Here is a 24,343-nt window from a genome sequence, read left to right as displayed (position 1 = left end):
TCTCTTGAAAAGGATTAAAAACATCAAGAATCCCAAATAAGATGGTGGTGAAAATGCCTGCAAGAGAGATGAGAATGGAAATGTTTCTCAGAGCGCTGATGAGGGGAGACTACACCAAGGCGAAAGCTCACCTGGACAAACTTGAAAAGATAGTGGGAGATGATGAATGGGGTAGAGGATACAGCAAGGCTATAAACGGCTTTTTATCTGCGTTGAAGGACAACGACACCGATTCTCTGATAGTCCAGCTTATAAGAAACCCGGACAATGAAAAGGCTCAAAAACTCCTTGAACATTTTGAAAGCATACTTCAACACGAATTCAGGGATGATTATGAGAAAGGATACTACACAGCATGGAAAGAGCTTTTAACGGCTTATTTATCCCAAGAAAGACTGGGTGTTAAGCATGGGAAAAAATGAAGCTATGAAAAAGCTTGAAGAAAAGATAAAAACATGTAAAAAGTGCTCCTTGGGGGAACTAAGGACAAATGCAGTACCCGGGTCGGGGAGTTATGATGCTAAAATAATGTTTGTTGGAGAAGCCCCCGGTTATTGGGAAGATCAAAAGGGTCTGCCTTTTGTTGGAAGAGCTGGGAAAGTACTGGATGAGCTTTTAGAAAGTATTGGACTCAAACGCGAGGAAGTGTACATTACCAACGTTGTAAAGTGCCGTCCGCCAAATAACAGGGATCCAACGGAAGATGAAATTAAGGCTTGTTCTCCATACTTAGACAAGCAAATAGACATAATCAGGCCGAAAATTATAGTCCCCTTAGGAAGGCATTCAATGGCTTACATTCTTAAGAAGTTTGGTTTTGAGCCCGAGCCCATAAGTAAGATTCATGGAGAGAGATTTGAAGCCAGGACCCTTTTTGGGAGGATTGTCATTATGCCAATGTATCATCCAGCTGTTGCCCTTTATAAACCCCAGCTTAGAGAAGAGCTTGAAAAAGACTTCAAAAAGCTGAAAGAGACATTAGAAGGCTCATCTTAACTTTGTAATTTCACTTCGAATTCTTTTTTGTTATTGTCCTCTTTAATCTAATAACCTTCGTGAGGATTTTCAAAAACCGTCAAAAAACGTTAGGAAAACGTTTTTATGGTAAGAGAGCAGTACTGTATAATGTTAAACACAATGTCCCGTTGGCATGCAATGAGGAACAAAAACCTGCAACATTTTATCCCGAATTTATTTCAGTAAATCGTGGCAAATATACAAAAAAATTCGAAAATTACCAAAAAGACAACAATATTTGCGAAAAACTTATAAAGGGCTCGAAAAATTTGAGCTCACGAAAAATGTGTATGGAGGTGTAAGCTGTGTCGGACTTTGGGGTGTTGTCTTTATTGCCCCCACTTGTGGCCATTATATTGGCTATATGGACAAAAAGGGTTATACTAGCGTTGTTTTCGGGTGTATGGATTGGTGGAGTAATGGTCTCTGGATGGAATCCAATAACAGGAACTACTCAGACCCTTGACTGGATTGTAGGGAATGCTATCGATGATTGGAATGCGAAGATACTGCTATTTGATTTCTTGATTGGAGCTGGGGTTGGACTGATTTATAAATCCGGAGGAGCGTTTGCTGTTGCAAGGGCTTTAACAAAGACAGTAAGAACAAGTAGAGCTGCATCTCTAATGGGTTGGCTCCTTGGTGTGCTTGTGTTCTTCGATGATTATACAAACACAATTATTGTTGGTAACACCATGAGACCCATAACCGATAGAACTAGGGTTTCGAGAGAGATGCTCGCGTACATTGACGATTCAACAGCAGCCCCAGTAGCAGGGTTAGCGCTGGTGTCTACATGGATAGGCTATGAGGTTGGCTTGATTGGAGACGCTTTCAAAGATCTTAACGTAAGTTTAGGACCTTATGCGGCATGGCTCTCAAGTGTTCCATACAGGTTCTACTCAATATTCGCAATAATCTTAGTGTTCCTTGTTGCTTATACTCACAGGCACTATGGGGCAATGCTCCATGCTGAATACAGGGCGAGAACAACTGGAAAAGTTCTCCGTGATGGTGCAAAGCCATTAATGACTACTGAAATTGACCTTGGAATGCCAAAAGAAACCGGGAATGTTCACCTGTTTATATGGCCAATCTTAACACTTGTCTTTGTTACTCTCTATGGAATGTGGTACACCGGCGGAGGAGGGGAAGTGTACGCCACAGATGGCCTGATGGGCGTCCTCAGTAACTCAGATCCTGCTTTGGCTCTATTGTGGGGTTCATTCGCAATGGTAGTGGTAGCATTCTTCTTGGTGCTCGGATTCAAAGCAATGACAGTAGAAGAAGCTGAAACAGCTATTGTTCAAGGAATGAAACAGATGATCATAGCAAACACTATACTTCTATTAGCATGGAGTATCAAAAGTGCAACCGATGCTGTGGGAACTGCTCCTTACGTAGTTGACCTTGCAAAAAGTGCTGGCGTTACAGCTGGAATAGTTCCACTTATAGTATTCCTCGTAGCAATGTTCATATCGTTCACAACGGGAACCTCTTGGGGAACTTTCAGTATTATGATGCCGATAGCAATACCTCTTGCATATCACGTTAGTGGTGGACTTGGCCCAGCAGTTTACGCTTCAATAGGTGCAGTATTTGCTGGAGGTATCTTCGGTGATCACTGCTCTCCAATAAGCGATACAACAATTATGAGTTCAATGTTCTCTGGAAGTGACCACATAGACCACGTTACGACTCAAATACCGTATGCAGTAACAGCAGCGAGTGTGGGTATTGTATTGTACATACTCTTTGCTATCGGTCTTACGAGCTGGATAGTACTCCTTCCAATAGGACTTGTGCTTCTAGTTGCAGCACACTACGTTCTCAGCGAGTGGTACGGCAAGAAATATGGAATTCCACACGGAAAAGTGCCAGTGTATGTTGTTGAAGAGTGACTTTTTTCTTCTTTTTGATTTTTAAGCATTGTTGGGCATAAAGACTTATGTTTAAAAATCCAAAATATCTACTTTTTCTGGAGGTGAAGTGATGTTGATAAGGACTTTTGTTCCAGCACACATTACGGCTTTTTTTGTTCCCAAGTTCAACGAAGAGCCTCTTTTGGCTGGTTCACTTGGGGCGGGCATAAATTTAAGCAAAGGAACCAATGTCTTTGTAAGCTTGGAGGAAGGCTTAGAGGAGCACGTACACATTGCCTTTAATGGAGAACCTGTTAAAAGAGAAGATGCAGTGATCAGCTACTCCGTTGCTCATGAAATTCTCCCAAAAGATTTTGCTGGAGATGTTGAAATCTGGCAGTATTTCGACTTTCCAAATGGTTATGGTTTTGGAAACAGTGCCGGTGGGGCTCTTGGAACTGCCCTTTCTTTGGCGTTTGCTTTCAAAGAGAAAACTTTTCTCCAAGCTGCTCAAATAGCACATAAGCATGAGGTTCTTCATAAAGGTGGGCTTGGCGATGTTATAGCCCAAATTCATGGTGGGATAGAAATCAGGATAAAACCAGGTGCACCAGGAGTTGGAGTGGTAGACAATATCTTTTTTGAGGGATACAAGGTTTTAGCAGTGCCGATGGGAAAGATATCCACAAGAGAGGTGCTTGACAGCGATGTTGTTAGGTTAATTGAGAAAGAGGGGGAAAAAGCTCTTAACACACTTCTCTCCTATCCTAAAGTTGAGGTTTTGATGAAGGAAGCGAGAGAGTTTTCTGAGCGTACGGGCCTGCTATCTGGCGAGCTCTTAGAAATCGCTAAGGAAGTTGATAAGGTTCTTCACTTGCCCTCATCAATGATTATGCTGGGAAAGAGCTTATTTGCTCTTTTGAAGGAAAGTGAGATAGAGAGGGTGAAATCTCTCTTGGACAATCTTTCCATAGATGAGTATCACATATGTGACATTTACACCCAAAGGCCTAGTGTAGAAAGATGGGTGGAGGGGGGAAGATGAACCTATTGTATCTTACCCTCTCAGTCCTTTCCCTCCTTTTGGCAATATACCTAAACAAAAGCAATCAACGAGAAATTGGGCTTGTTGCATCTGGGTTTGCTGGAGGATTTGCATTTTTATTTGCTTTTGAAAAAAGCGGATATCCCCTCCCTCTGATATTTGTTGGTGGATTTGTGGCGACGGTATTTTTTGAATTCTTAAGGTTCAGACCAATGCAGAGGGACTAATCTTTTTATTCTTTGATGCGATACTTCACTATGGTGGTGTTGATGCTCTACAAAGAACTGGCCGAGTTGTATAAAAGACTTGAGAAAACAACCCTAAAGACCCTTAAGACAAAATTTGTGGCAGAGTTTTTAAAGAAAGTTGAAGATCCGGAGCTGTTAGAGATTGTCCCTTATCTAATCCTCGGAAAAGTCTTTCCGGATTGGGATGAGAGAGAGCTGGGAGTTGGTGAGAAGCTGTTGATAAGGGCTGTTTCTATGGCTACTGGGATAAACAGCGATGAGATAGAAAATTCCGTAAAAGACACCGGAGATTTAGGGGAGAGCGTTGCCCTTGCCCTTCAAAAGAGGAAGCAAAAAAGCTTTTTCTCTCAGCCTCTTACAATAAAAAGAGTTTATAGCACTTTAGTTAAAGTTGCTGAAACTACTGGCGAAGGAAGTCAGGATAGAAAGCTGAAATACCTTGCCAATCTCTTTATGGATGCTTCTCCAGAAGAGGGGAAGTATTTAGCAAGGACGATACTAGGAACTATGAGAACGGGAGTTGCAGAAGGGCTGCTCAGAGATGCCATAGCCGAGGCTTTTAGGGTAAAGGTTGAGCTTGTTGAGAGAGCTTATATGCTCACAAGTGACTTCGGATTTGTGGCTAAAATAGCAAAGCTCGAGGGGGATGAAGGGCTTTTGAAAGTAAAAATCCAAGTTGGAAAGCCAATTAAGCCGATGCTCGCCCAGATGGCAGCCAACGTTAGAGAGGCATTAATGGAAATGGGAGGGGAGGCAGAGTTTGAGATCAAATATGATGGTGCGAGGGTTCAGGTTCACAAGGATGGGGACAAGGTTATCATTTATTCAAGGCGTCTTGAAAACGTTACGAGGTCAATTCCGGAGGTCGTTGAGAGAATTAAAGAGTCTTTAAAACCAGAGAGAGTTATCGTAGAGGGCGAACTTGTCGCCGTTGGAGAAGAAGGGAGACCGAGGCCTTTCCAATACGTGCTAAGGAGATTTAGAAGGAAGTACAACATAGAAGAGATGATTGAAAAAATACCCCTCGAGCTCAATCTTTTCGATGTTCTTTACGTTGATGGCAAGAGCATGATAGACGTTCAGTTCATAGAGAGGAGAAAAGTCCTCGAAAGTATTGTGAACACAAACGAATGGATAAAAATCGCTGAGAATTTGATAACAAAAAGCCCAGAAGAAGCCGAGGAATTCTATCACAGAGCCCTTGACCTGGGTCATGAAGGGCTAATGGCAAAAAGGCTTGACTCTGTGTATGAGCCCGGTAACAGAGGTAAAAAGTGGTTGAAGATTAAACCCACAATGGAAAACCTTGACCTTGTTATCATCGGAGCAGAATGGGGTGAGGGGAGAAGAAGCGGGGTCCTGAGCTCATTCCTTCTGGGAGCTTACGATCCCATAAAAGGGGACTTTGTTCCGGTTGGTAAAGTTGGGAGTGGATTTACCGATGAGGATTTAGTAGAGTTCACAAAGATGCTTAAGCCCTTGATAAAAAGAGAACACGGTAAGTTCGTCGAAATAGAGCCTAAGATCGTGATAGAGGTAACCTATCAGGAAATTCAGAAAAGCCCCAAGTACGAGAGCGGTTTTGCATTGAGATTCCCGAGATATGTTGCGTTAAGAGAAGACAAGGGGCCGGAGGATGCAGATACCGTACAGAGGATAGCCGAGCTCTATCAGCTCCAGGAGAGAATGAAGGGGGGCAAGTGACTGCATTTTCACTTTTTCGCCCATTAAAGCTCTCTGGTTGGAATCTCATATATTTTGTAATCAAGTATCACAAACTTGGTCGTACTAGGGACTACTGGCTATGTTTATTGTTGGGAATATCACTCATGAACTCTTGTATTTCTTTATTAAGCCGAATAATGGGCTGGATGGGCAGATACTCCGATAATTGATGGCTTTGTAGGGAGATACGTTAACGGGTTAACTGCCATCACGTTTACTTCATTCTCCCGCCCCAAAAACTATCAAAAAAGTTCTCACGAAGTGTAAAAGATATTCCCTTGTGGCACACCACTTATTATTTGCTCTCTTTAAAAAGTGCTTTAGCGTAAAGTTTTTAAACTCATTTCTAGGATACGTATCTGGCTTGAAGAAGTGGGCCGGTAGCTCAGCCTGGGATGAGCGCCGCCTTGGCAAGGCGGAGGCCCCGGGTTCAAATCCCGGCCGGTCCACCACAACTTTTCGGGCGGGCCCGTGGTCTAGACTGGTTATGACGCCACCCTGACAAGGTGGAGGTCCGGGGTTCGAATCCCCGCGGGCCCACCATTCACCGAAAAGAATTTTTGTGAGAAGTTTCTAATTTTTCTGGTGGTGTTCCATTATAATAAGTAGACCTTACTATGTAGCTAGTCTTAAAAGAAATTATGAAATTGGAACATATTACCCTAGAACTCCAGAAGAGTTGGCATTAGCAGTAGAAGAACTAATCTCCATTTCTAAGCCATTGAGGATTTTCTAAGAGAATGTGGCCCGCCCGTAACGACCGCTCTCATTGAAGCCATAAGGCAATCTCAAGCGGCTTAACCCAGGCGGGCCAGAAGAGTGTACTCGGCCAGGGTTTCCCACGGTCATTGCGCTCCGTAACGCGGAAGGCCCTCCCGTGGGGACCTCGCTATGGCCGAGCTGTTGCCCCCGCATCGCCCCCACCTTCATTAATTAGGTGGGTCCTCGCGCAGGGGCATTATAAATTAGGTTATTCCTTTATAAATCCTTATCTGTTAATGAGCTCACCAATTGTACAAGTTCGTTTAAATCTTTCACATAATAATCTGCGCCCTCTATTTTGCCAAACCGCATTACTTGAACGGCCTTGGCTCCAGCTCTGTGGGCAGCTATTATATCTGATAGAGAATCTCCTACAACTAAGGCTTCTCTTGGGCCCACTTCAAGAGCATTAAGGGCTTTATTTATGAGATACGGGTCTGGCTTAGCTCCATTGAGGTAGCGGTAATCCTTTCCAAAGATAACATCAAAATATTTCTTCAAATTGAAAAGCTCCAACACAAACTCCGTACACTCTTGAGAAGCATTGCTGACAGCTGCAGTTTTTAAGCCCATTTGCTTGAAATCCTTTAAAACACTAACATCGGGAAAAGCTTTTATTAGTCCATGACCTGCAGCCCATTTTCTATATTTGAGCTTTGCTCTGTCTATGGCTTTCCAGAATTCCACATGATTAACTCCCATGTTTTCAATCCAGCTTCGTGGTAGCTCTCCTTTGACCATTCTTCTGTAAGTTTCATAATCAACACTGACTCGGAGTTTTTCTATTTCTCTCTTACCCCACTTTTCAAACCATTCTCTATCGTTGTAGCTCTCATAATAAACGAGGGTTTCGTCAACGTCAAATATCAGTGTCTTTAACATATCTTTCCCTCTCTGCCTCTCAGATAGGCTAGACATCATCATCTTTCAGTCGGTTGATCCTTCATCATTGACTAAAGGATATTGGGAAGAGTGAATAAAAAGTTTTGGAAGGTATGCATCCTTAGGACAGACATACTCCCTTACGATATCTTAGTAAGGTAAGAAAGAAAAACGGGAAAGCATTAGAAGAGATCCTCGAGCTTCACATCAATCTTATCCGGGATAAATGGCAGAACGTGCCTGGTTGTCTTTGGAGAATAGACTTCTCCTCTCTTTACAAGCTCCATGACCTCTTCCTTGCTTGGGGCTTTTCTGATGAAGACGTAATCGATCTCGCCCTTGCCCATGTCTCCCCTCGCATCTTCCTTGAGACCATAGTAAATAAGCTCTATCTCTCCCTCAACGCTCATCTCATCAAGCACTTTGCTGACCTTCTTCTGTTCATCAAGTGCTCCTGGGATGGCGAAGCTCTTCTCTTTGCCAATGAGAGCAAAAGCTATTTCTCCCTTTTCGGCTTTTTCTTCGGCCTCTTTGTCTTCAACTATTTCCAAGCCCTCTGCCTTTAATCTTTCCAGAACCTTGTTGAGGTCTCCTTTAAATGCCGGATACCAGGTGTATACCTTAACATCGTCGCTGAAATAGTCGAGAATTACAGAGGGTGCCCTCTTTGCTCCGAGCTTCTCTAAGCCAGCCCACCTGTGGTGACCATCAACGATGAGGTACATATCTTCACCGGGAACTTTTGCCAAAAGCATTGGCTTCCAGAAAACACCAGATCCAGTTACGCTTTCAATAAATGCCTCAAGCTCCTTTTGGACGAGCTGTTCGTGAGGTTTCATCTTCTCCAGCTCAATAAAAACGTATTCAACTTTTTTTACTGGTATGTTGTATTTGGGAACTTTTTCGACACCCATTTTATCATACCTCCTAGGGGTTACACTATTGTAAAACAATTCATGGAATAAAAGCTTTTTTCTTTTAACTGGCTATCCAAGGAAGGAGCAACTCATATTGCTTTGCGAAAACTTTAAATACTCCCTCAGTTAAACCCCCATTGTAACATTTGTTTCTATTCTCAGGCAAAACGAATATCCTAAAAGGGGTGTTGGCTTTGGACAAAATTAAAGGGACAACAACAGTAGGCATTGTTTGTAAGGATGGGGTAGTATTAGCTGCGGACATGAGAGCTTCACTAGGCAACATGGTCTTATCCAAAGGAGTTAGCAAGATATTCCAAATAGACGACCATCTAGCCCTAGCAGGAGCTGGGAGTGTGGGCGACATACTGAGCCTTGTAAGGCTTTTGAGGGCAGAGGCAAAGCTTTACAAAGCAAGAGTTGGCAAGGAAATGAGCACAAAGGCATTGGCAACACTGACTTCCAATGTCTTAAGTGGAAGGAGGTACTTCCCGTATTTTGGTTGGTTTTTAGTAGGAGGTTACGATGAAAAGCCAAGTCTTTATTCAATTGATATGGCCGGAGGAATTACTGAAGATAAATATGTTTCTGCAGGTTCTGGTATGGAGTTTGCTTACTCTGTTTTGGATAATGAATACAGTGAAAAAATGAATGTTAAAAAAGGCGTTAAATTGGCCATAAAGGCCATAAATACTGCGATAAAAAGGGATGTCTTTACTGGAGATGGTATAATGGTTGTTGCTATTACAAAGGAGGGCTATAGTGAGCTTTCTAAAGAAGAAGTCGAGAAGATCGTCAAGAAGCTTTGATTCTAGGGGTGAGTGGTGTGATAAAAAGAGAAACAAACGTTGATGAAGTTCTAAAGGAAATTAGGGAAATTATTAACCAAATGGTGCCTAGAGAAGCTAGAATAACTGAAGTTGAGTTTGAGGGACCAGAGCTGGTTATTTATGTGAAAAACCCTGAGGTTGTAATGCAGGATGGGGATCTTATAAAAAACCTTGCAAAGGTTCTCAAGAAGAGAATTAGTGTGAGGCCTGATCCAGATGTTCTTCTCCCTCCTGAGAAGGCCGAAGAGTTAATTAAGCAGATAGTTCCGCCAGAGGCGGAAATAACGAATATAAGTTTTGATCCTTCTGTGGGTGAGGTGATAATTGAAGCTAAAAAGCCTGGACTTGTAATTGGAAAGAATGGAGAGACGCTTAGGGAGATAACCCAAAAAGTTTACTGGGCGCCAAAAGTTGTTAGAACACCACCTCTGCAATCCCAGACCATCTACTCTATTAGAGGGATTTTGCAGTCTGAGAGTAAAGATAGGAGAAAATTCCTAAGGCAGGTTGGGAGAAACATCTACAGGAAGCCGGAGCTCAAGAGCGACTGGATAAGAATAACGGGACTTGGAGGATTCAGAGAAGTGGGAAGAAGTGCCCTTCTGCTCCAGACAAATGAGAGTTTTGTGCTGGTTGACTTTGGTGTAAACGTTGCGGCGTTAAATGACCCTAAGAAAGGATTCCCCCACTTTGATGCTCCAGAATTTACTTACGTCCTTAAAGAGGGGCTTTTGGATGCAATAATAATTACTCATGCACACCTTGATCACTCTGGTTTGTTGCCTTACCTCTTCAGGTACAACCTATTTGATGGTCCTATTTATGCAACCCCACCTACAAGAGATTTAATGGTTCTTCTTCAAAAAGACTTCATTGAAATACAGCAGAGCAACGGTATTGATCCACTTTACAGAATGAGAGACATAAAAGAGGTCGTTAAGCACACAATAACCCTCGATTATGGCGAAGTTAGAGACATCTCGCCAGATTTGAGACTTACCCTGCATAATGCGGGCCACATTCTGGGATCGTCAATAGTTCACCTTCACGTTGGAAACGGTCTCCACAACATAGCGGTTACTGGTGACTTCAAGTTCATTCCAACAAGGCTCTTTGAGCCAGCAAATGCAAAGTTCCCAAGACTAGAGACTTTGATAATGGAATCAACCTATGGAGGAAGCAGAGATTACCAGATGCCGAGAGAAGAAGCCGAAAAGCGGCTTATAGAGGTTATTCTCCAGACAATCAAGCGCAAAGGAAAGGTTCTTATCCCTGCAATGGCTGTTGGAAGGGCTCAGGAGATAATGATAGCCCTTGAAGACTATGCGAGGGTAGGAGGCTTGGACGTTCCAATATACTTGGATGGCATGATATGGGAAGCGACGGCAATTCATACAGCATATCCAGAATATTTAAGCAAGAACCTTAGGAATCAGATATTCCACGAAGGGTATAATCCGTTCTTAAACGAGATATTTAAACCGGTCGCAAATGCAAATGAAAGAAAGGACATAATAGAGAGTGAAGAACCTGCAATAATCATAGCCTCCTCTGGTATGTTGGTTGGCGGGCCTAGCGTGGAGTACTTTAAGCATCTTGCCCCAGATCCCAGGAACTCGCTAATATTCGTAAGCTATCAGGCAGAAGGGACTCTGGGCAGGCAGGTTCAAAGAGGCTTGAGGGAAATACCAACAATAGGGGAAGGCGGAAAGACAGAAGTTATCCAAGTAAACATGGAAATCCACACGATAGACGGATTTTCAGGTCACGCCGATAGGAGGGAGTTAATGAGCTATGTAGCTAGGGTAAAGCCGAGACCGGAAAGAGTGATAACAGTCCACGGAGAGCCCCAGAAGTGCCTTGATCTAGCCTCAAGTATCCACAAGAAGTTTGGCCTTTCTACAAGAGCCCCAAATAACCTTGACGCCATCAGGCTCAAATGATTTTTAACTTTTTGGTGGGTGAGGATGATAAAGTGCCCCAAATGTGGAAGAGAGTATAAGCAGATGATCCCGCCAAAGTGTTCATGCGGAGCCTTCCTCGAGGTGTTATATGATTATTCTAAAGTAGATGTTAAAAGATGGAAAAACAGAGAGAAAGGCGTATGGAGGTATAAGGAACTTCTCCCCAATGTAGCCAAAATAATTTCCCTAAAAGAAGGTGGGACGCCTTTAGTTAAAGCAAAAATCGGCGAAAAGCTTGGAGTGGACGTCTTTATTAAAGATGAAACAAGGAATCCAACGGGCTCATTTAGGGATCGACTTGCTACGGTAGGGGTTTCATATGGTTTGCCATATGCCGGCAATGGATTTATAGTCGCCAGCGACGGAAATGCGGCAGCTTCTTTGGCAGCTTACGCTGCTAGAGCCAATAAAGAAGCCTTCGTTGTTGTTCCTAAAAAAGTTGATAAGGGAAAGCTTATTCAGATGATAGCCTTTGGTGCTAAGATAATCCGGTATGGAGATAGTGTGGACGAGTGCATAGAATATGCTAGAGAGCTCTCCCGGTTAAATGGCCTCTATGACATAACCCCTGAAAACAATGTAATTGGGCTTGAAGGGCAGAAAACTCTCGCGTTTGAACTCTGGGAAGAAATAAATCCAACCCATGTAATTGTTCCAACTGGGAGTGGGAGCAATATTTACAGTATTTACAAGGGGTTTAGAGAGCTTTTGGAAATTGGAGCTATTGAAGAACTTCCTAGATTAATTGCGGTACAAACTGAAAATTGCTCCCCAATAGCGGCAGAGATATTGGGAGTAAAAAGCAAAAGGGAATTCACCAAAGCCTTGGGGTTGTACGTCAAAGACCCGGTAAACAAAGAACTTGCAATAAAGGCCGTTAGAGAAAGCGATGGAACTGCTGTGGTTGTGAGTGAAGATGAACTTGATTTTGGGGAGAGGGTTCTTGCCAAAGAGGGTGTTTTTGCTGAATATTCTTCAGCAGTTGTTATTCCGGCTCTGATAAAGCTTCACGAAAATGGGTATCTTGAAAAAGGGGACAAAGTGGCTTTGATAGTTACAGGTTCGGGGCTAAAAAGCTACTATGTAGAAGAGAGAGAACGTTTTTCAATTGGTGGAACAAAGCTGGAAATCTTAAAGCTCCTACGAGAAAAGCCTATGTATGGTTATGAACTCTGGGAGAATCTCGAAAAGCCAATGAAGTATCAAGCAGTTTATCAGCATATAAAAGAACTTGAGGCCCTTGGTTTGATAGAGGAGGCATACAAGAGGGGAAGAAGAGTTTATTACAAGCTTACTGAAAAAGGGGAACGACTGCTAGAGAACTTTGAGGAGTAATGGAAAGTATTTTAAATGAATCCTTAAACTAAGTTTTAGGTGATAGAGGGTGAATGCCGAAAACAAGATGTCGCTCATATTTTACGCAATCGGAACAATAGCAGGGGTAGTAAGTGGAATCCTGTCAACTCAAGCTCAAATGGGTTACATTGCAGGCTTACTGATTTATCTGCTCTCACCAAAGATAGTTATAGCTCTCGTTAAGGATCTTCCGGATGAGCTAAAGGATGAAAGAGTTCTGCTTAAGAAGGGCTTTTGGGGATTCTTCCTGTTTTGGTTGTACTTCACGATCTTCAGCTATAACCTCATCCTGCAGCCCGAACCGAAATTTTACTCAAACCAATCCCTCCTTTACAAAATAATGAAGGGATGAAGAATGGAAGAAATGAAAAGAATGGTCGCTAAGGAAGCTCTGAAGTACATCGACGATGACATGATAATTGGGTTAGGCACAGGTTCCACAACAGCTTACTTCATTCAAATGCTTGGAAAGAAGCTTATGACTGGGGAACTTGAAGATGTTTATGGCATCCCTACCTCACATCAATCACGCCTTCTGGCTCTTGAGAGCGGAGTTCCTGTTGTGAATCTTGATGAGGTTGATGCAATTGATCTCGCCATAGATGGTGCAGATGAAGTCGATCCGCACCTCAATCTCATCAAAGGAAGAGGTGCGGCACTAACGATGGAGAAGATCATTGAGTATAGAGCTGGGACGTTTATAGTGCTTGTTGATGAAAGTAAACTTGTGGAGTATCTAGGCCAAAAAATGCCCGTGCCTATAGAAGTAATCCCCGCAGCTTGGAGAGCGATAAAAGAAGAGCTTGAAGTCTTTAACGCAACAGCTGAGCTTAGAATGGGTGTTAAAAAAGACGGGCCAGTAATAACTGACAACGGGAACTTTATACTTGATGCAAAATTTGAAAGAATCGAAGACCCGCTCGACATGGAAATCGAGCTAAACAATATTCCGGGGGTTGTAGAAAACGGCATCTTTGCGGACATAGCGGATATTGTTCTTGTTGGTACAAAAGAGGGCGTTAAAAGGATGGAAAGGTAATGCTTTTTATCTTGTGTCATCTCCCACAACTTATCACTTTTAAGTTATAACTTATAATTCATGTGAACTGCCGGGCAAAAGGAGTTTTATAATAAAATTTGAGATACTGTTAGGATAACTGGGGCATCACCTCCTGAAGCCATTCAGTAACATCACCAGGCGGATCACCAAAACTAGAATGAATTCTGACAAAATTATACCAGAAGGCAAACAGAAAAACAAACCTATGAACCCTCCTCCAGTCTTTACCCCTGAAATTATTCCAGAAACGCTTCGTCCTCTCCTTCAACGTCCTAAACCAGCGCTCAACACTGTTCCTCGGCCCGAAAGTCACATGCAGATAACCCAACCTCAAACTCTTAAAAGCAGACTTATACCAGCTCGCCCTGTCAACCAGAAAGACAGGCTGCCCTTCACACGACTTTAAAACAACCAGAATGAAATCCCTGGCAACCCACCAGTTTCTAACAGTCGTAATCCAGACTGCTAAAACTTCCTTGCTCTCAACGTCAATTGCAGCCCAGAGGTATCTTTTCTTCCCGTTGATTTTTATTACTGTTTCGTCAACTGCGATGAAGTTTCGCTGTTTTTTGACTGCGAGGATTTTTGGCTTGTAAACTGCTTCTGCGAGTTTTTGGACTGCCTCCCAGACTGTTACGTGACTGATTTTGAGTATTCTGGCGGTTTGCCGGTAACTGAGGCCTCGCAGGTATAATTCTACTCCCCTGATTTTCTTTTCTGGTGGGATTTTGTTGCGACGAAAGGGTTTTAAGGCTGAAACCACCCAGTAAATAATGGTTTCAGACTTCATGTTCCCCCTTCTTTTTCTAAAGTACTGCCAGTAACTTAAACCTGACACCCCACAGCTTATCCTAACAGTATCAAATTTGAGACCACAAGGTTTTTAAAATCGAGTTGGTGTATAGAGAAATGAAGACCAACGTGCGGGGGTTGCCGAGCCTGGTCAAAGGCGGTGGACTCAAGATCCACTCCCGTAGGGGTTCCGGGGTTCAAATCCCCGCCCCCGCACCAAATCTCTTATAACAACAAAATCTAAAAGCTAAGATCCATACTTTTCTATGGTGAGAGTGATGATAATTTATGAACCAATAATGCTTGCAATGCCTCTTGCGGAAAAAATCAAAGATCAAATATTGCAAGAAAAGAAAATACCAGATGGGGAGACTCTTCGAAGAATATTAACATCTCTTGGTCTTGAGGAGACGTGTTTGGGAAGAGGACTAGCTTTATTTCGCTCTAAATATGTTCTCGCTCTTTTGATCCCCTCTGGAAAATACATAACTGTGGATATACTCTCTTCAACCGGAGATTTAAGCGATGCTCTGGAGCTCATGGTGTATCACGACAAAACGCTCAACGCGTACATAGTCGACATAGTACCTGCCAATGAACTCGAATTTGAGGGAAACATCGGCATAGAGCCGGTTATAATAGATGCAGAAACCTTTGAACTAAAAAGCACGCCTATTTTGGGACATTTTGAAAAGGAAAATGGGGAAATCTTCTTTGTAATAAGTGAGAAAACTTACGAAGTATGGAAAGAAAGTGGCAAACTTGAGGTCTGTCCCGTATGTGGAGCTGATGAGCTTGTATGGCAGAAGGGAATTGCCTACTGCAGCTCCTGTGGCTTTGGAATAAAGGTGGTGAAAAAATGAGCAGACTTGTTAAAGAGATGCTTGTTAAGTACTCCAGACTAGCTCACGAAAGAGGATTAACAGCGGCATTTGGGGGCAATTTGAGTGTTCTTTTTAACGGGAAAGTATTCATAAAGGCAACTGGGTCTGTTATGGATGAACTTACCCGGGAACAAATAGCTGTTGTTGATCTAGACGGGAATGTTCTAAGCTTAGTAAGGCCTTCTTCAGAATGGAAGCTTCATGTTGAGGGCTACAAGCGAAGAAGGGACATAAGAGCTATAGCACATCTCCATCCTCCTTATTCGATAGTTGCATCTATGTTGCTTAGTGAAGAGCTCCCCATAATAACGCCCGAGGCCGAGATATACCTAAACAAAATTCCTATAGCTGAGTTTAAACCAGCTGGTAGTTGGGAGTTGGCTAAAGAAACCGCAAAGTATCTAGAACACCATGATGCAGTTATTTTACAGAATCATGGAATAGTGACCGTCGGAAGAAGCTTAAGGGAAGCTTATTACAAAGCCGAATTAGTAGAGGAAAGTGCAAAATTATGGTATCTAAAAGAAAAAGGCAGGCAAATCATTTAATCTGCTCCAAAGCACCCAGTACTTCCCAAATTATAGTTCTTGTGTGCATTGGCATGTTTGGGTCTTCGCTAATCTCCTCAAGAATAGCAATAGCGTCTGCAGCTCTCACAGTTGGATCTTTACTGGTGTCCATCAGGGCTTCAATCGCCTGCTCAGCAGCTCTCCTAATATTTCTTGGGACGATTGTATCTTGAACAACTTGCTCCTTTAGAACTTGGATAATCTGTTGGATCCTTTCCTCGCTCATTCCCATCACCTCCAATTTAAGTAAGAATTCGTAACTAAAATTTTCCCACCATATATTGCACATTGGTTATTAAAACCTTTTCGGTTCTTTTAGTACTCTACGCCCTTTCTCGCAATTACTCCTCTATTGTAGGGATGTTTTATTTCCCTCATTTCTGTCACATAATCTGCTAGTTCATAAAGCTCCTCCGGGCAATATCTGCCCGTTAGAACAAGCTCGGTATTTTGTGCTTTTTCTTTTATGAGCTCCTTAACTTCTTCTATTTTTATCATCTTAAATCCCAGAGCTACGCATATTTCGTCAAGAATCACAAGATCCCATTCACCGCTTTTAACAACTTCTCTAGCTCTTTCTAAGGCCTTTTTTGCAGCTTCAATTTCTTCTGGCTCAGGCTTTCCGTGAATAAATTTTGGTAAGCCATAGGATTCAACAACAACTCCGCATTCTTGAGCTTTTCTCTGTTCCCCATAGACATTAGCTGATTTCAAAAACTGTATCATAATAACCCTTCCTCCATTGCCAAGCATTCTTAGAGCTAAACCTAAGGCTGCTGTAGTCTTACCCTTTCCATTTCCGGTGTATATGTGCACCAGACCGAGCTTCTCTTTCCAGTTTGTCATTTTATTCACCAAGGAAACTTGGTGTTGGAGTATTTATTCATTGCGAAAGAGCTTTTATTTTTTGGGTATATTCTTATTGGTGGCATGTATGAAAGCTCCTGAGCTCGGCATCAAAATTGGAATTTTTGAGCATGGAAAGAAAAACTCAATAAGCGACGTTAAAGGCGTCAAAGTTGGCCACGTCACACTAATTCGGGGTGAAGGGAAGCTTATTCCGGGTAAAGGCCCTGTAAGAACAGGTGTGACTGCAATAATCCCTCATGAGGGGAACATCTATAAAGAAAAGCTATTGGCAAATGTTTTTGTTATGAATGGTTACGCTAAGCCCGTTGGTCTAGTTCAAGTGCAAGAACTCGGAACCCTTGAGACGCCCATAATACTAACCAACACTTTAAGCATCGGTACCGCTGCTGACTCATTGATAGACTACACGCTTAAGCAAAATGAGGACATAGGAGTGAGCACGGGTTCGGTTAATCCAGTGGTTATGGAATGTAACGATTCTTACCTCAACGACATCAGAGGTAAGCACGTCAAAAGAGAGCATATATTTGAAGCAATTGAAAACGCAAAAGAGAACTTTGAAGAAGGCGCTGTTGGTGCTGGAACCGGGATGAGTGCCTTTGAGTTCAAGGGTGGCATTGGTTCTTCCTCTAGGGTAGTGCATATAGAGAACAGAAAATATACTATTGGGGCCTTAGTTTTGAGCAATTTTGGTAAAAGAGAGGACCTGACAATAGCCGGAGTTCCCATAGGGATGGAGTTGAAAGATTGGCCTGGAAGAGGGGGAGAAGGAAAGGGAAGCATAATAATAGTCGTCGCAACAGATGCGCCTCTGACCCCAAGACAGCTCTATAGGATTGCCAAGAGGGGAAGTGTGGGACTGGCAAGGACTGGGGGTTATGCATACAATGGGAGTGGGGACATAGTTTTTGCCTTCTCAACCGCTCAGAGGATAAAACACTACCAAAAAGAGCCACTAAACATAAAAGCACTCCCCGACAACATCTTGTCCCCCCTTTTCAAAGCTACAGCTGAGGCCGTTGAGGAAGCAATAATTAACTCACTCCTCCAGGCAAAAACCATGAGTGGAAGGGACAATCACATCCGTTATGGCATTCCTAAAGACGAGCTTATGAGACTAATGAAAAAATATGGAAGACTGGAAAAGAACTGAGGTGAAAGCATGAATCTTAAACATCTTTTTCCGGGATTAAAGAATTTTAAAGCCTATTTGAACACAGCAAGCGCTGGATTTTTGCCTTTAACGGCTCTTAAGAGAAGTATAGACTTTCTATATTATCTAGTAGATTTTAGGGAAGGCACTGATTCAGTGGACTTTTTGGACAAAGAAATCATGGAGAGAGTTTTAGGAGAGGGGGCAAGGCTCTTTCATACCAACAAAGAGAATCTAACCCTGACGATTCAAACAACAGAAGGACTGAGGAGATTACTCTCATCATTGGAACCGAGAAAGGGCATGAACATCGTCTCCTTTGATATGGAGTTCCCTTCTATTTCTTGCCTTCTAAAGAGCTATGCGAGAAGGTACGGTCTGGAGACTAGGGTCGTCAAAAACAGAAGTGGCTGGTACTTTCTTGAAGACATTGAAAGAATGGTGGATGATGATACCTTTGCAATAATCGGAAGCAGTGTCCAGTGGATCTCGGGCCAAAGAATGAATCTAAAAGAAATATCCAAAATTGCCCACGAGCATGGAGCGTGGTTTATAGTGGATGCTGTTCAGCATGCCGGTGGCTTAGTATTATATCCAGAAAGAGATGGAGTTGATGCCTTCGTTGCGGGAGGTGAGAAATGGTTGCTTAATCCATCCATTGGTTCCGGGATTATGTATCTTTCCGATGAACTTATTGAGGAGGCTTCACCGCTGACAGGACTATTGAACATGAAGCCCCCAGTAGGAGAGTGGTCATTGTGGTGGGGAATGCCCGAAAAGAATCCCTGGGGAGAATTCGAGCTTAAAAACGATGCAAGAAAGCTTGACTTCGGTGGTGGGCCGCCTTACCTTATGGCAACAACTCTCTGGGGGGCTCTCGAGCTGATAAATGATATAGGCATCAAAAAAATTGAGAAACATAATACTAAGCTCGCAGGGAAGATTAGGGATGAAGTTCTGAGCTTAGGCCTAGGGATTATCGGGGATGAAAACTGGGAAAATTCTGCAATAGTTACAATAAAAACCGGCTTGAACTATGAGAAAGAGGAAGAAATCTATCAACAAATGCTTGCTAAGGGGATAAAGGTCAGCCACAGGGGAGCGTTAGGTCATTATGGCATAAGAGTTTCCCCTCACCTGTACAACGAAATGGAAGATGTGGAGATAGTTTTAAGCTCTCTCGTGGATTCGCTTTCTAAACTCTGATTTCCTCGTATTTTTTCTTCATTAACAGGGCATCACCCTCTATGTTGGGGCTCTCACTTATAACAACTCCTTTGACTCTAAACTCCTTCAAAACCCTGAGTAGATCCTCCCATTTCATATCACTTTCTTGCAAATTCAAATGATTCTTTTCACCTTTCTCGGAGTAGTTTATTCCGCTTATGTGAATATGCATGTTGTCTAAAGCATCTCTTCCAAGTTCCTTTTCGATTAGGGATAGCATTTCTCTCCACTCTTCAGTGCTGTTGTACTTCCCTTTGTTTCTTGCGTGGCAATGCGCAAAATCTATAGCTGGGAGAACTTGCTCAACATCTTGGCTTAGCTTTATTATCTCTTTGAGACTTCCAAATTGTGTTGGCTTTCCAGTCAACTCAGGCCTTATCCACACGTCTATTCCCTTGTCCTGCAGGACTTTCACAATGTCCTTTAGCTCGTTCTTAATTTTTTCATAAACTTTTAATGGATCTTGTTTTAAGTAATAGCCTGCGTGGAATACTACGCTCCACCCTCCGGCTTCGTGCAAACGCTCAGCACTTTGGATTATTCTCTTCTTACTTGCCTCTACTTTTGCTTTCTCTGTTGCGTTTAGGTTTATATAATAAGGTGCATGTGCTGTGAGAAGAACATCGTTCTTTTGAGCAACATATTTTATCTTTTTAGCCATTTCGGGCCTTATATTAACCCCTCTCACGAATTCGAGCTCCATTGCATCTAAGCCGAGCTTTCTAACCTGTTCTATTCCCGATATTGTCGAAGGCTTTGGAGTTGAAAGAGGTATTCCTGCTGTTCCAAACCTCAGCCTGTCAATCTTTATCATTTTTACCACCCAGAATTAGGTAATCCTAAAAATATAAAAACTTTAACTCCTCTCAATTTTTTCTCCCAAGATGTGCTCAAGTTTTGAAATGCTTTTTCTAAGCTCTTCTTCCAGTTCTTGTATCTGCTTCTTAAAGGATCTTATTTTCTTCTCCTTTTCTTGGATTTTTTTCTTTAGTTCCTCGATCTCCCGTTTTTTGGCTTCTTCTTCCCTTATGAAATTTGAGAGCTCCTCCTCGATTTTTGTTAATTTTTCTTTCATGACAGCTAATTCTTGAGACTCTTTTACTAAACTTGTTTTAGCCCACTCTGCGGTTTTCTTATACTTTTTGTCAAGATTGTCTTTAATTTTATCGAGCAGCTTCAGAAACTCTTCTGGATGATGAATAGCATAGGCGGAGTCTTTTGAGAACTCTTTTGCAGTCATATCTGGCATTCTCATTCTTTTTATTGGTTTTTGGAGCTTAGAAATCTTAGAGCGGATATTTATTTCCTTCTGCGATATTTCTCTCTTGAGCTTTTCTTCAGATTCTTTGAGGACTTTAAACTCCGGTTTCTTTTCGAGCTCTTCAATCTGCTCCTGAAGTTTTTTTAACTGTGCCATGAGCTTTTCCTTTGAAAGTTCTTCCTCTTTTACATGGTTTCTAAGGTCTTCCAGTTCTTTCAGCAGCTTTTCAGTCTCTACGTCTTCAATACCAACTTTATTTATCTCCCCAAGATATTCAGAATACTTCTTAGATAAAGCCTTTAAAAGGGTGTTTATCTCATATACTTCCTTCTCAAATATCAGGAGCAAATGCCGGCCATGGGCAACGTGAAACTTGGAAATCTCTGGCAGTATTTTTTCAACGTCTTCAATACTCTTTATCTTTTGCACCATATTCCGGAGCGCAGTTATGTACCTCTCCTTTTCAACCTCTACAATTCTAGCCAATTGCGGGTCAATCTTTTTAGGCAACTCTTTTTGCTCAAGTCTTTCAAGATTTTTGAGAATTTTTAGGACAATTCCCTTAGAGCTCTTTGTGTATTTTTCCGATATTTTTTGTCTTTGTTTTTTGGTGTCTTCTTTTATCTTTTCATACTCCCGGAGTGCTTCTTTCAGTTTCAACTTTCTCCCATCCTCTTACTTTGTCCCTTAGATACATTCCAACAAGGGTTGCAAGGGCTATGTCAGCAATTGCTATGAGCCCCTTCTTTAGGAATTCAATTGAATAGAAGGATACTATTGAGAGGGCATAGAGTGTGGTAACATCAATTGTTATCCACAATGCCGGTAGCAGTAAAATGCCGCTTATGTAATACCAGATATGATAATCCTTTCTCAGGTAAGAATGAACGATCTTGCCTATCATTAAAACGCCCAGTGCAACGATAAATGGAGTATTTATGGCATTTAGGAAGATAACTGCTCCTAAGAGCTCAGTTCCAGGATATCTCCCAGTTAACTGAAGTGCAATGCTTTCTAAGTTAAGATAAGCGTTTACTGCTCCGGCGAAGAGAACAAATACTGCTGCAATAGCAGAAACGAACTGTATAAATCCTTTAGTTAGGAAGTGCCCTAGGACTTCCCTTATTCGGAAAGCCTTTGCAAAGAAGTATCCTCCTATGAGAAAGAGTATCAACCCGGTAACGGTTGAAGAAATTATTGCAACACTCTGTTGATATTTTATAGAAAGCAACCGGGCAATGCCGTAGATGAGCAGTATCATTCCGGGGAGCCCAAAGAAGATTTTTGCTGCCTCAGGATCACTCAAAATCTCTTTTAGATAACGATACAGAATGTAATACGTTGTCTCAATGCTTTCACTTTGTTTGACCACCACCCTGCGAGTGCTTATGATTGGAATTCTTGAAGTTATTATGGGGAATATCTGCTCGTCTTCTGCTCCATCTGTTACTGGTATCACTCCATCAGCAGGGAAACGCTTAAGAACATCTTCCAGCTGTTTTTGCAGTTCTAAGTCGCTCTTAACCCCTACATCAGGATGTCCTGTAATGAGTGCCACTTCAACGTCTTCAAATTCTCCTTTTTCCTTGAGCTCATCATATAGCTTTACTGCGGCATATAAAACGTTGGCATCGCTATCTTCAGGATCAGCTAAGCTGAGCTTTAGAGCAGCATCTACACATGCATCTCTTCCAATAACAGGCCCTTTAACCCCTGCTTTTTTTCCAAAATCATCATCTCTATCAATAGCGAGTACTAGTGCTTTAATCTTTATCCCCCCGGACTTTCTCAAAAACTGATTTTATCTTATCTTCCATTTTTCTATCCTTGTCCCGTCTGTCATCGATTCTTATCGTTGTTGAAACCCGTTTTGCACCTAGTTCAAACATTGCTTCGTGAGCCTCTTCGATTATCTTTAAGCCCTCTCTGAGAGTTGGGACCTCAATGATTGTGCCCATAGGGGTCAATTGATATTTTACTCTCTTTTCCTCTAAAAGCTTTACTACATGAGCGATATATTTGCTTAGGCTCAGTTCTCCCAATGGAACAATGACGAATTCAATAATCACTCCCACCTTCGACACCTGGCTAAATTAGAATCGACAATTTTTTTAAGCTTAACGGTGGAAAGTCTTATTTTGCTTAAAGAACAAAAGGTATTGGTGAAGAAAACATGTACAGGATAAAAGATGAGTGGGGAGAATTCTTGGTGAGATTAGCTAGAAAAGCCATAGAAGAATATTTGAGGTCTGGTAAGGAAATAGGTCCTCCTGAAGATACGCCTCCCGAACTATGGGAAAAAATGGGAGTTTTTGTGACTCTCAACAGATCAAATGTTCCTCCTACTCAGGCATTGCGCGGATGCATAGGTTTTCCGTATCCAATATATCCCTTAGTCAAGGCAACTATAAAAGCCGCTATCTACGCAGCTGTCGACGACCCGCGCTTTCCTCCGGTAGAACTCGATGAGCTTAATAATCTGAAGATAGAGGTTAGCGTTCTAACCCCTCCAGAACCCATAGAAGGTCCTCCCCATGAAAGGCCTAAAAAAATAAAGATTGGAAGAGATGGGCTCATAGTTAAAAAAGGCATTTACAGTGGGCTTTTGCTTCCCCAAGTGCCTATTGAATGGGGTTGGGATGAGGAGGAATTCTTAAGTGAAACATGTTGGAAAGCAGGTCTTCCGCCAGATTGTTGGTTAGATGCAGATACGGAGGTTTATCGTTTTACTGCAGAGATTTTTGAAGAGGAATATCCAAACGGGCCCGTGAAGCGAAAACCTCTATATTGACCAGAACTCCTCTTTTTTGGTGGATTTCTCTCCATGTTTTTGGAAGGTAATGACCAATTACATATATAGTATTTTGCCCAAATATCATATAATGATAAATCGGGGGTTTAAACTATGAAAAAAGTTTTAGGACTCGTGGTCGTTTTCTTGTTTGTTTTGAGTACTCTTAGCTTTTCTGCAGCCCAAGGAATTACAGGAAAAAAGTGCTGATACTAAAAAACGTGGATGCGTGGAGTTCTAATGCAAATGAAGTAGTATTAACTGAACTGGGAGTTTCCTATGATGTTATGAGTGCTGCTCAGTTGAATTCCTTAACTGCTTCTGATCTGATAAATACTTACGACATGATCTTAATTGCAAGCGATCAGAATCAACAGTTCTATGATGATCTTGGTCCTCAAATGCCGAAGCTCGAAGAGTTTGTAAAAGCAGGCAAAGTTCTTCAAATTCATGCCGCAAACTGGGGATGGCACGGAGGCCGTTGGACCACTCCACTACCGGGAGGAGTCGAAATAGTTAACAGCTACTCAAACTACGACTATATATTAGGAAATGGAACTTGGCTGTACAGCACATATGCAAGCCACGGATACTTAATTAACGTCCCAACTGGAGCGGAGATAATAACTGTACAGGGGGATGGCTCAACACCAAATTACAACAAGCCCAGCACAATTATATATTCCTTCGGAAGCGGTCGTGTTATGGCTAGTGGACTTACCTTCGAATACAGCGTTAAATATAGGGGTCCAGAATGGAAAGCTTTTCTTAAGGAGCTAATTGTGGACAACCTTGAATATTCAAAAAAGAAAGAAGAAAAGCCTGAAGTTGTTCAGAAACCCTTTAACTACATTATCTGGAACTTCTTCTACTACAGACAATACCAAAAAGCCACTGAAAGGTTTGACTTATTATACAGCAGTCCTGAGGCTGGAGAATTAGATAATGAGACCTTAGAGCTTGCACTGTTTCACAAAACCCTTGCAGAACAGTACTATGCAAAAGCAGAGGAAAATGGTCCGATATTCCAGAACTTAAACAGCATAAAAGTGTTCATAAATCTAAGAAAAGCCTACTTCCATGTGAGAGACGCAGTTGGTGTTCTAGAAGAGGGTATGGGTTGATTTT

At 42.2% G+C, this 24,343-nt stretch carries 26 protein-coding genes and 3 tRNA genes; 20 read left to right on the top strand and 9 right to left on the bottom strand.

What is annotated here, in order from left to right:
- Nucleotides 1–53 precede the first annotated feature (53 nt).
- The 8 genes from ACZ5NL_RS01280 to ACZ5NL_RS01245 all read left to right on the top strand — a co-directional run bounded on the left by ACZ5NL_RS01280 (nucleotide 54) and on the right by ACZ5NL_RS01245 (nucleotide 6,440).
- On the top strand, nucleotides 54–422 hold the full coding sequence (locus tag ACZ5NL_RS01280; RefSeq protein WP_464843513.1) for a hypothetical protein: 369 nt from the start codon (nucleotides 54–56) through the stop codon (nucleotides 420–422).
- Entirely contained in the window at nucleotides 409–996 is a 588-nt protein-coding gene (gene udg / locus ACZ5NL_RS01275) for a type-4 uracil-DNA glycosylase (RefSeq protein ID WP_464842542.1), read from the top strand. Before ACZ5NL_RS01280 ends, udg begins: the two co-directional genes overlap by 14 nt.
- Before the next feature lie 326 nt (nucleotides 997–1,322).
- A complete protein-coding gene (locus ACZ5NL_RS01270) occupies nucleotides 1,323–2,918 on the top strand; it encodes a Na+/H+ antiporter NhaC family protein (RefSeq protein WP_464842541.1) in 1,596 nt (531 codons plus the stop codon).
- A 91-nt stretch (nucleotides 2,919–3,009) separates the two neighbouring features.
- Nucleotides 3,010–3,924, top strand: coding sequence for a pantoate kinase (locus ACZ5NL_RS01265; RefSeq protein ID WP_464842540.1), 915 nt, complete (start codon nucleotides 3,010–3,012; stop codon nucleotides 3,922–3,924).
- The gene (locus ACZ5NL_RS01260; protein ID WP_464842539.1) at nucleotides 3,921–4,151 is read left to right on the top strand and encodes a hypothetical protein; all 231 of its coding nucleotides are present in this window, start codon (nucleotides 3,921–3,923) and stop codon (nucleotides 4,149–4,151) included. Before ACZ5NL_RS01265 ends, ACZ5NL_RS01260 begins: the two co-directional genes overlap by 4 nt.
- Nucleotides 4,152–4,193: 42 nt before the next feature.
- Nucleotides 4,194–5,876, top strand: a complete 1,683-nt coding sequence (locus ACZ5NL_RS01255) for an ATP-dependent DNA ligase (RefSeq protein WP_464843512.1) — start codon at nucleotides 4,194–4,196, stop codon at nucleotides 5,874–5,876.
- Nucleotides 5,877–6,271: 395 nt separating this feature from the next.
- Nucleotides 6,272–6,349 (top strand) — tRNA-Ala (locus ACZ5NL_RS01250).
- 13 nt (nucleotides 6,350–6,362) lie between these two features.
- Nucleotides 6,363–6,440, top strand: a tRNA-Val gene (locus tag ACZ5NL_RS01245).
- 435 nt (nucleotides 6,441–6,875) lie between these two features.
- Here ACZ5NL_RS01245 and ACZ5NL_RS01240 read toward each other — a convergent pair.
- Nucleotides 6,876–7,541: an HAD family hydrolase gene (locus tag ACZ5NL_RS01240; RefSeq protein WP_464842538.1), complete on the bottom strand. Its 666-nt coding sequence runs from the start codon at nucleotides 7,539–7,541 to the stop codon at nucleotides 6,876–6,878.
- 182 nt (nucleotides 7,542–7,723) lie between these two features.
- Nucleotides 7,724–8,455, bottom strand: a complete 732-nt coding sequence (gene serK, locus ACZ5NL_RS01235) for an L-serine kinase SerK (RefSeq protein ID WP_464842537.1) — start codon at nucleotides 8,453–8,455, stop codon at nucleotides 7,724–7,726.
- Nucleotides 8,456–8,643: 188 nt separating this feature from the next.
- Here serK and psmB point away from each other — a divergent pair, with 188 nt between their 5' ends.
- From psmB to rpiA, 5 genes are read left to right on the top strand one after another with little or no spacing between them, the layout of a single operon-like run.
- Nucleotides 8,644–9,267 (top strand): archaeal proteasome endopeptidase complex subunit beta, encoded by a 624-nt coding sequence (psmB, locus tag ACZ5NL_RS01230; protein WP_464842536.1) that lies wholly within the window; start codon nucleotides 8,644–8,646, stop codon nucleotides 9,265–9,267.
- Nucleotides 9,268–9,284: 17 nt separating this feature from the next.
- Nucleotides 9,285–11,231 carry a beta-CASP ribonuclease aCPSF1 gene (locus ACZ5NL_RS01225; RefSeq protein ID WP_464842534.1) on the top strand — a complete coding sequence of 649 codons (1,947 nt, stop codon included), beginning with the start codon at nucleotides 9,285–9,287 and terminating at the stop codon, nucleotides 11,229–11,231.
- 24 nt (nucleotides 11,232–11,255) lie between these two features.
- Nucleotides 11,256–12,587 carry a pyridoxal-phosphate dependent enzyme gene (locus ACZ5NL_RS01220; RefSeq protein WP_464842533.1) on the top strand — a complete coding sequence of 444 codons (1,332 nt, stop codon included), beginning with the start codon at nucleotides 11,256–11,258 and terminating at the stop codon, nucleotides 12,585–12,587.
- A gap of 49 nt (nucleotides 12,588–12,636) precedes the next feature.
- Nucleotides 12,637–12,960 carry a hypothetical protein gene (locus ACZ5NL_RS01215; protein ID WP_464842532.1) on the top strand — a complete coding sequence of 108 codons (324 nt, stop codon included), beginning with the start codon at nucleotides 12,637–12,639 and terminating at the stop codon, nucleotides 12,958–12,960.
- Between the two features lie 3 nt (nucleotides 12,961–12,963).
- On the top strand, nucleotides 12,964–13,647 hold the full coding sequence (rpiA, locus tag ACZ5NL_RS01210; protein WP_464842531.1) for a ribose-5-phosphate isomerase RpiA: 684 nt from the start codon (nucleotides 12,964–12,966) through the stop codon (nucleotides 13,645–13,647).
- A 109-nt stretch (nucleotides 13,648–13,756) separates the two neighbouring features.
- Here rpiA and ACZ5NL_RS01205 read toward each other — a convergent pair whose 3' ends face one another.
- Nucleotides 13,757–14,458 carry an IS6-like element ISPfu1 family transposase gene (locus ACZ5NL_RS01205; protein ID WP_011011522.1) on the bottom strand — a complete coding sequence of 234 codons (702 nt, stop codon included), beginning with the start codon at nucleotides 14,456–14,458 and terminating at the stop codon, nucleotides 13,757–13,759.
- Between the two features lie 133 nt (nucleotides 14,459–14,591).
- On the opposite strand from ACZ5NL_RS01205, the gene ACZ5NL_RS01200 reads away from it, so the two are divergent.
- The 3 genes from ACZ5NL_RS01200 (at nucleotide 14,592) to ACZ5NL_RS01190 (ending at nucleotide 15,892) form a co-directional block, all read left to right on the top strand.
- Nucleotides 14,592–14,679, top strand: a tRNA-Leu gene (locus tag ACZ5NL_RS01200).
- 59 nt (nucleotides 14,680–14,738) lie between these two features.
- Nucleotides 14,739–15,323 (top strand): hypothetical protein, encoded by a 585-nt coding sequence (locus tag ACZ5NL_RS01195; protein ID WP_464843511.1) that lies wholly within the window; start codon nucleotides 14,739–14,741, stop codon nucleotides 15,321–15,323.
- Nucleotides 15,320–15,892, top strand: a complete 573-nt coding sequence (locus tag ACZ5NL_RS01190) for an aldolase (RefSeq protein WP_464842529.1) — start codon at nucleotides 15,320–15,322, stop codon at nucleotides 15,890–15,892. Before ACZ5NL_RS01195 ends, ACZ5NL_RS01190 begins: the two co-directional genes overlap by 4 nt.
- On the opposite strand, the gene ACZ5NL_RS01185 is transcribed toward ACZ5NL_RS01190, so the two are convergent.
- Nucleotides 15,885–16,139: a UPF0147 family protein gene (locus ACZ5NL_RS01185; protein WP_435371997.1), complete on the bottom strand. Its 255-nt coding sequence runs from the start codon at nucleotides 16,137–16,139 to the stop codon at nucleotides 15,885–15,887. The genes ACZ5NL_RS01190 and ACZ5NL_RS01185 overlap by 8 nt on opposite strands.
- 89 nt (nucleotides 16,140–16,228) lie before the next feature.
- Nucleotides 16,229–16,759: a cob(I)yrinic acid a,c-diamide adenosyltransferase gene (gene cobO / locus ACZ5NL_RS01180; RefSeq protein WP_464842528.1), complete on the bottom strand. Its 531-nt coding sequence runs from the start codon at nucleotides 16,757–16,759 to the stop codon at nucleotides 16,229–16,231.
- Nucleotides 16,760–16,847: 88 nt separating this feature from the next.
- Here cobO and ACZ5NL_RS01175 point away from each other — a divergent pair, with 88 nt between their 5' ends.
- Together ACZ5NL_RS01175 and ACZ5NL_RS01170 are read left to right on the top strand one after the other, a co-directional pair.
- Nucleotides 16,848–17,936, top strand: a complete 1,089-nt coding sequence (locus ACZ5NL_RS01175) for a DmpA family aminopeptidase (RefSeq protein WP_464842527.1) — start codon at nucleotides 16,848–16,850, stop codon at nucleotides 17,934–17,936.
- Between the two features lie 9 nt (nucleotides 17,937–17,945).
- The gene (locus ACZ5NL_RS01170; RefSeq protein ID WP_464842526.1) at nucleotides 17,946–19,142 is read left to right on the top strand and encodes an aminotransferase class V-fold PLP-dependent enzyme; all 1,197 of its coding nucleotides are present in this window, start codon (nucleotides 17,946–17,948) and stop codon (nucleotides 19,140–19,142) included.
- Here the strand turns inward: ACZ5NL_RS01170 and ACZ5NL_RS01165 are convergent.
- The 4 genes from ACZ5NL_RS01165 to ACZ5NL_RS01150 are packed head-to-tail and all read right to left on the bottom strand — an operon-like array spanning nucleotide 19,132 to nucleotide 22,499.
- Nucleotides 19,132–19,977, bottom strand: coding sequence for a deoxyribonuclease IV (locus ACZ5NL_RS01165; protein WP_464842525.1), 846 nt, complete (start codon nucleotides 19,975–19,977; stop codon nucleotides 19,132–19,134). The genes ACZ5NL_RS01170 and ACZ5NL_RS01165 overlap by 11 nt on opposite strands.
- 42 nt (nucleotides 19,978–20,019) lie before the next feature.
- The gene (locus tag ACZ5NL_RS01160) at nucleotides 20,020–21,084 is read right to left on the bottom strand and encodes a coiled-coil domain-containing protein (protein WP_464842524.1); all 1,065 of its coding nucleotides are present in this window, start codon (nucleotides 21,082–21,084) and stop codon (nucleotides 20,020–20,022) included.
- Nucleotides 21,053–22,216 carry a DUF373 family protein gene (locus ACZ5NL_RS01155; RefSeq protein ID WP_464842523.1) on the bottom strand — a complete coding sequence of 388 codons (1,164 nt, stop codon included), beginning with the start codon at nucleotides 22,214–22,216 and terminating at the stop codon, nucleotides 21,053–21,055. The genes ACZ5NL_RS01160 and ACZ5NL_RS01155 overlap by 32 nt, the downstream gene beginning before the upstream one ends.
- A complete protein-coding gene (locus ACZ5NL_RS01150) occupies nucleotides 22,188–22,499 on the bottom strand; it encodes an MTH1187 family thiamine-binding protein (RefSeq protein WP_464842522.1) in 312 nt (103 codons plus the stop codon). The genes ACZ5NL_RS01155 and ACZ5NL_RS01150 overlap by 29 nt, the downstream gene beginning before the upstream one ends.
- A gap of 98 nt (nucleotides 22,500–22,597) precedes the next feature.
- On the opposite strand from ACZ5NL_RS01150, the gene ACZ5NL_RS01145 reads away from it, so the two are divergent.
- Together ACZ5NL_RS01145 and ACZ5NL_RS01140 are read left to right on the top strand one after the other, a co-directional pair.
- Nucleotides 22,598–23,215: a TIGR00296 family protein gene (locus ACZ5NL_RS01145; RefSeq protein WP_464842521.1), complete on the top strand. Its 618-nt coding sequence runs from the start codon at nucleotides 22,598–22,600 to the stop codon at nucleotides 23,213–23,215.
- Nucleotides 23,216–23,436: 221 nt separating this feature from the next.
- On the top strand, nucleotides 23,437–24,339 hold the full coding sequence (locus ACZ5NL_RS01140) for a pyrolysin (RefSeq protein WP_464842520.1): 903 nt from the start codon (nucleotides 23,437–23,439) through the stop codon (nucleotides 24,337–24,339).
- Nucleotides 24,340–24,343 lie beyond the last annotated feature (4 nt).

It is taken from the genome of Thermococcus aegaeus, from assembly GCF_055393685.1.
The sequence above is the reverse complement of the archived record's forward strand: the minus strand, read 5'-3'. Positions and strand labels throughout refer to the sequence as shown.

Bases quoted from the DNA above. Each gene is read 5' to 3' on its own strand.
- ACZ5NL_RS01280 (WP_464843513.1), top strand. From the start codon at position 54: ATGCCTGCAAGAGAGATGAGAATGGAAATGTTTCTCAGAGCGCTGATG.
- udg (WP_464842542.1), top strand. From the start codon at position 409: ATGGGAAAAAATGAAGCTATGAAAAAGCTTGAAGAAAAGATAAAAACA.
- ACZ5NL_RS01265 (WP_464842540.1), top strand. From the start codon at position 3,010: ATGTTGATAAGGACTTTTGTTCCAGCACACATTACGGCTTTTTTTGTT.
- ACZ5NL_RS01260 (WP_464842539.1), top strand. From the start codon at position 3,921: ATGAACCTATTGTATCTTACCCTCTCAGTCCTTTCCCTCCTTTTGGCA.
- ACZ5NL_RS01255 (WP_464843512.1), top strand. From the start codon at position 4,194: ATGCTCTACAAAGAACTGGCCGAGTTGTATAAAAGACTTGAGAAAACA.
- ACZ5NL_RS01240 (WP_464842538.1), bottom strand. From the start codon at position 7,541: ATGTTAAAGACACTGATATTTGACGTTGACGAAACCCTCGTTTATTAT.
- serK (WP_464842537.1), bottom strand. From the start codon at position 8,455: ATGGGTGTCGAAAAAGTTCCCAAATACAACATACCAGTAAAAAAAGTT.
- ACZ5NL_RS01220 (WP_464842533.1), top strand. From the start codon at position 11,256: ATGATAAAGTGCCCCAAATGTGGAAGAGAGTATAAGCAGATGATCCCG.
- rpiA (WP_464842531.1), top strand. From the start codon at position 12,964: ATGGAAGAAATGAAAAGAATGGTCGCTAAGGAAGCTCTGAAGTACATC.
- ACZ5NL_RS01205 (WP_011011522.1), bottom strand. From the start codon at position 14,458: ATGAAGTCTGAAACCATTATTTACTGGGTGGTTTCAGCCTTAAAACCC.
- ACZ5NL_RS01195 (WP_464843511.1), top strand. From the start codon at position 14,739: ATGATAATTTATGAACCAATAATGCTTGCAATGCCTCTTGCGGAAAAA.
- ACZ5NL_RS01190 (WP_464842529.1), top strand. From the start codon at position 15,320: ATGAGCAGACTTGTTAAAGAGATGCTTGTTAAGTACTCCAGACTAGCT.
- ACZ5NL_RS01185 (WP_435371997.1), bottom strand. From the start codon at position 16,139: ATGAGCGAGGAAAGGATCCAACAGATTATCCAAGTTCTAAAGGAGCAA.
- cobO (WP_464842528.1), bottom strand. From the start codon at position 16,759: ATGACAAACTGGAAAGAGAAGCTCGGTCTGGTGCACATATACACCGGA.
- ACZ5NL_RS01175 (WP_464842527.1), top strand. From the start codon at position 16,848: ATGAAAGCTCCTGAGCTCGGCATCAAAATTGGAATTTTTGAGCATGGA.
- ACZ5NL_RS01170 (WP_464842526.1), top strand. From the start codon at position 17,946: ATGAATCTTAAACATCTTTTTCCGGGATTAAAGAATTTTAAAGCCTAT.
- ACZ5NL_RS01165 (WP_464842525.1), bottom strand. From the start codon at position 19,977: ATGATAAAGATTGACAGGCTGAGGTTTGGAACAGCAGGAATACCTCTT.
- ACZ5NL_RS01145 (WP_464842521.1), top strand. From the start codon at position 22,598: ATGTACAGGATAAAAGATGAGTGGGGAGAATTCTTGGTGAGATTAGCT.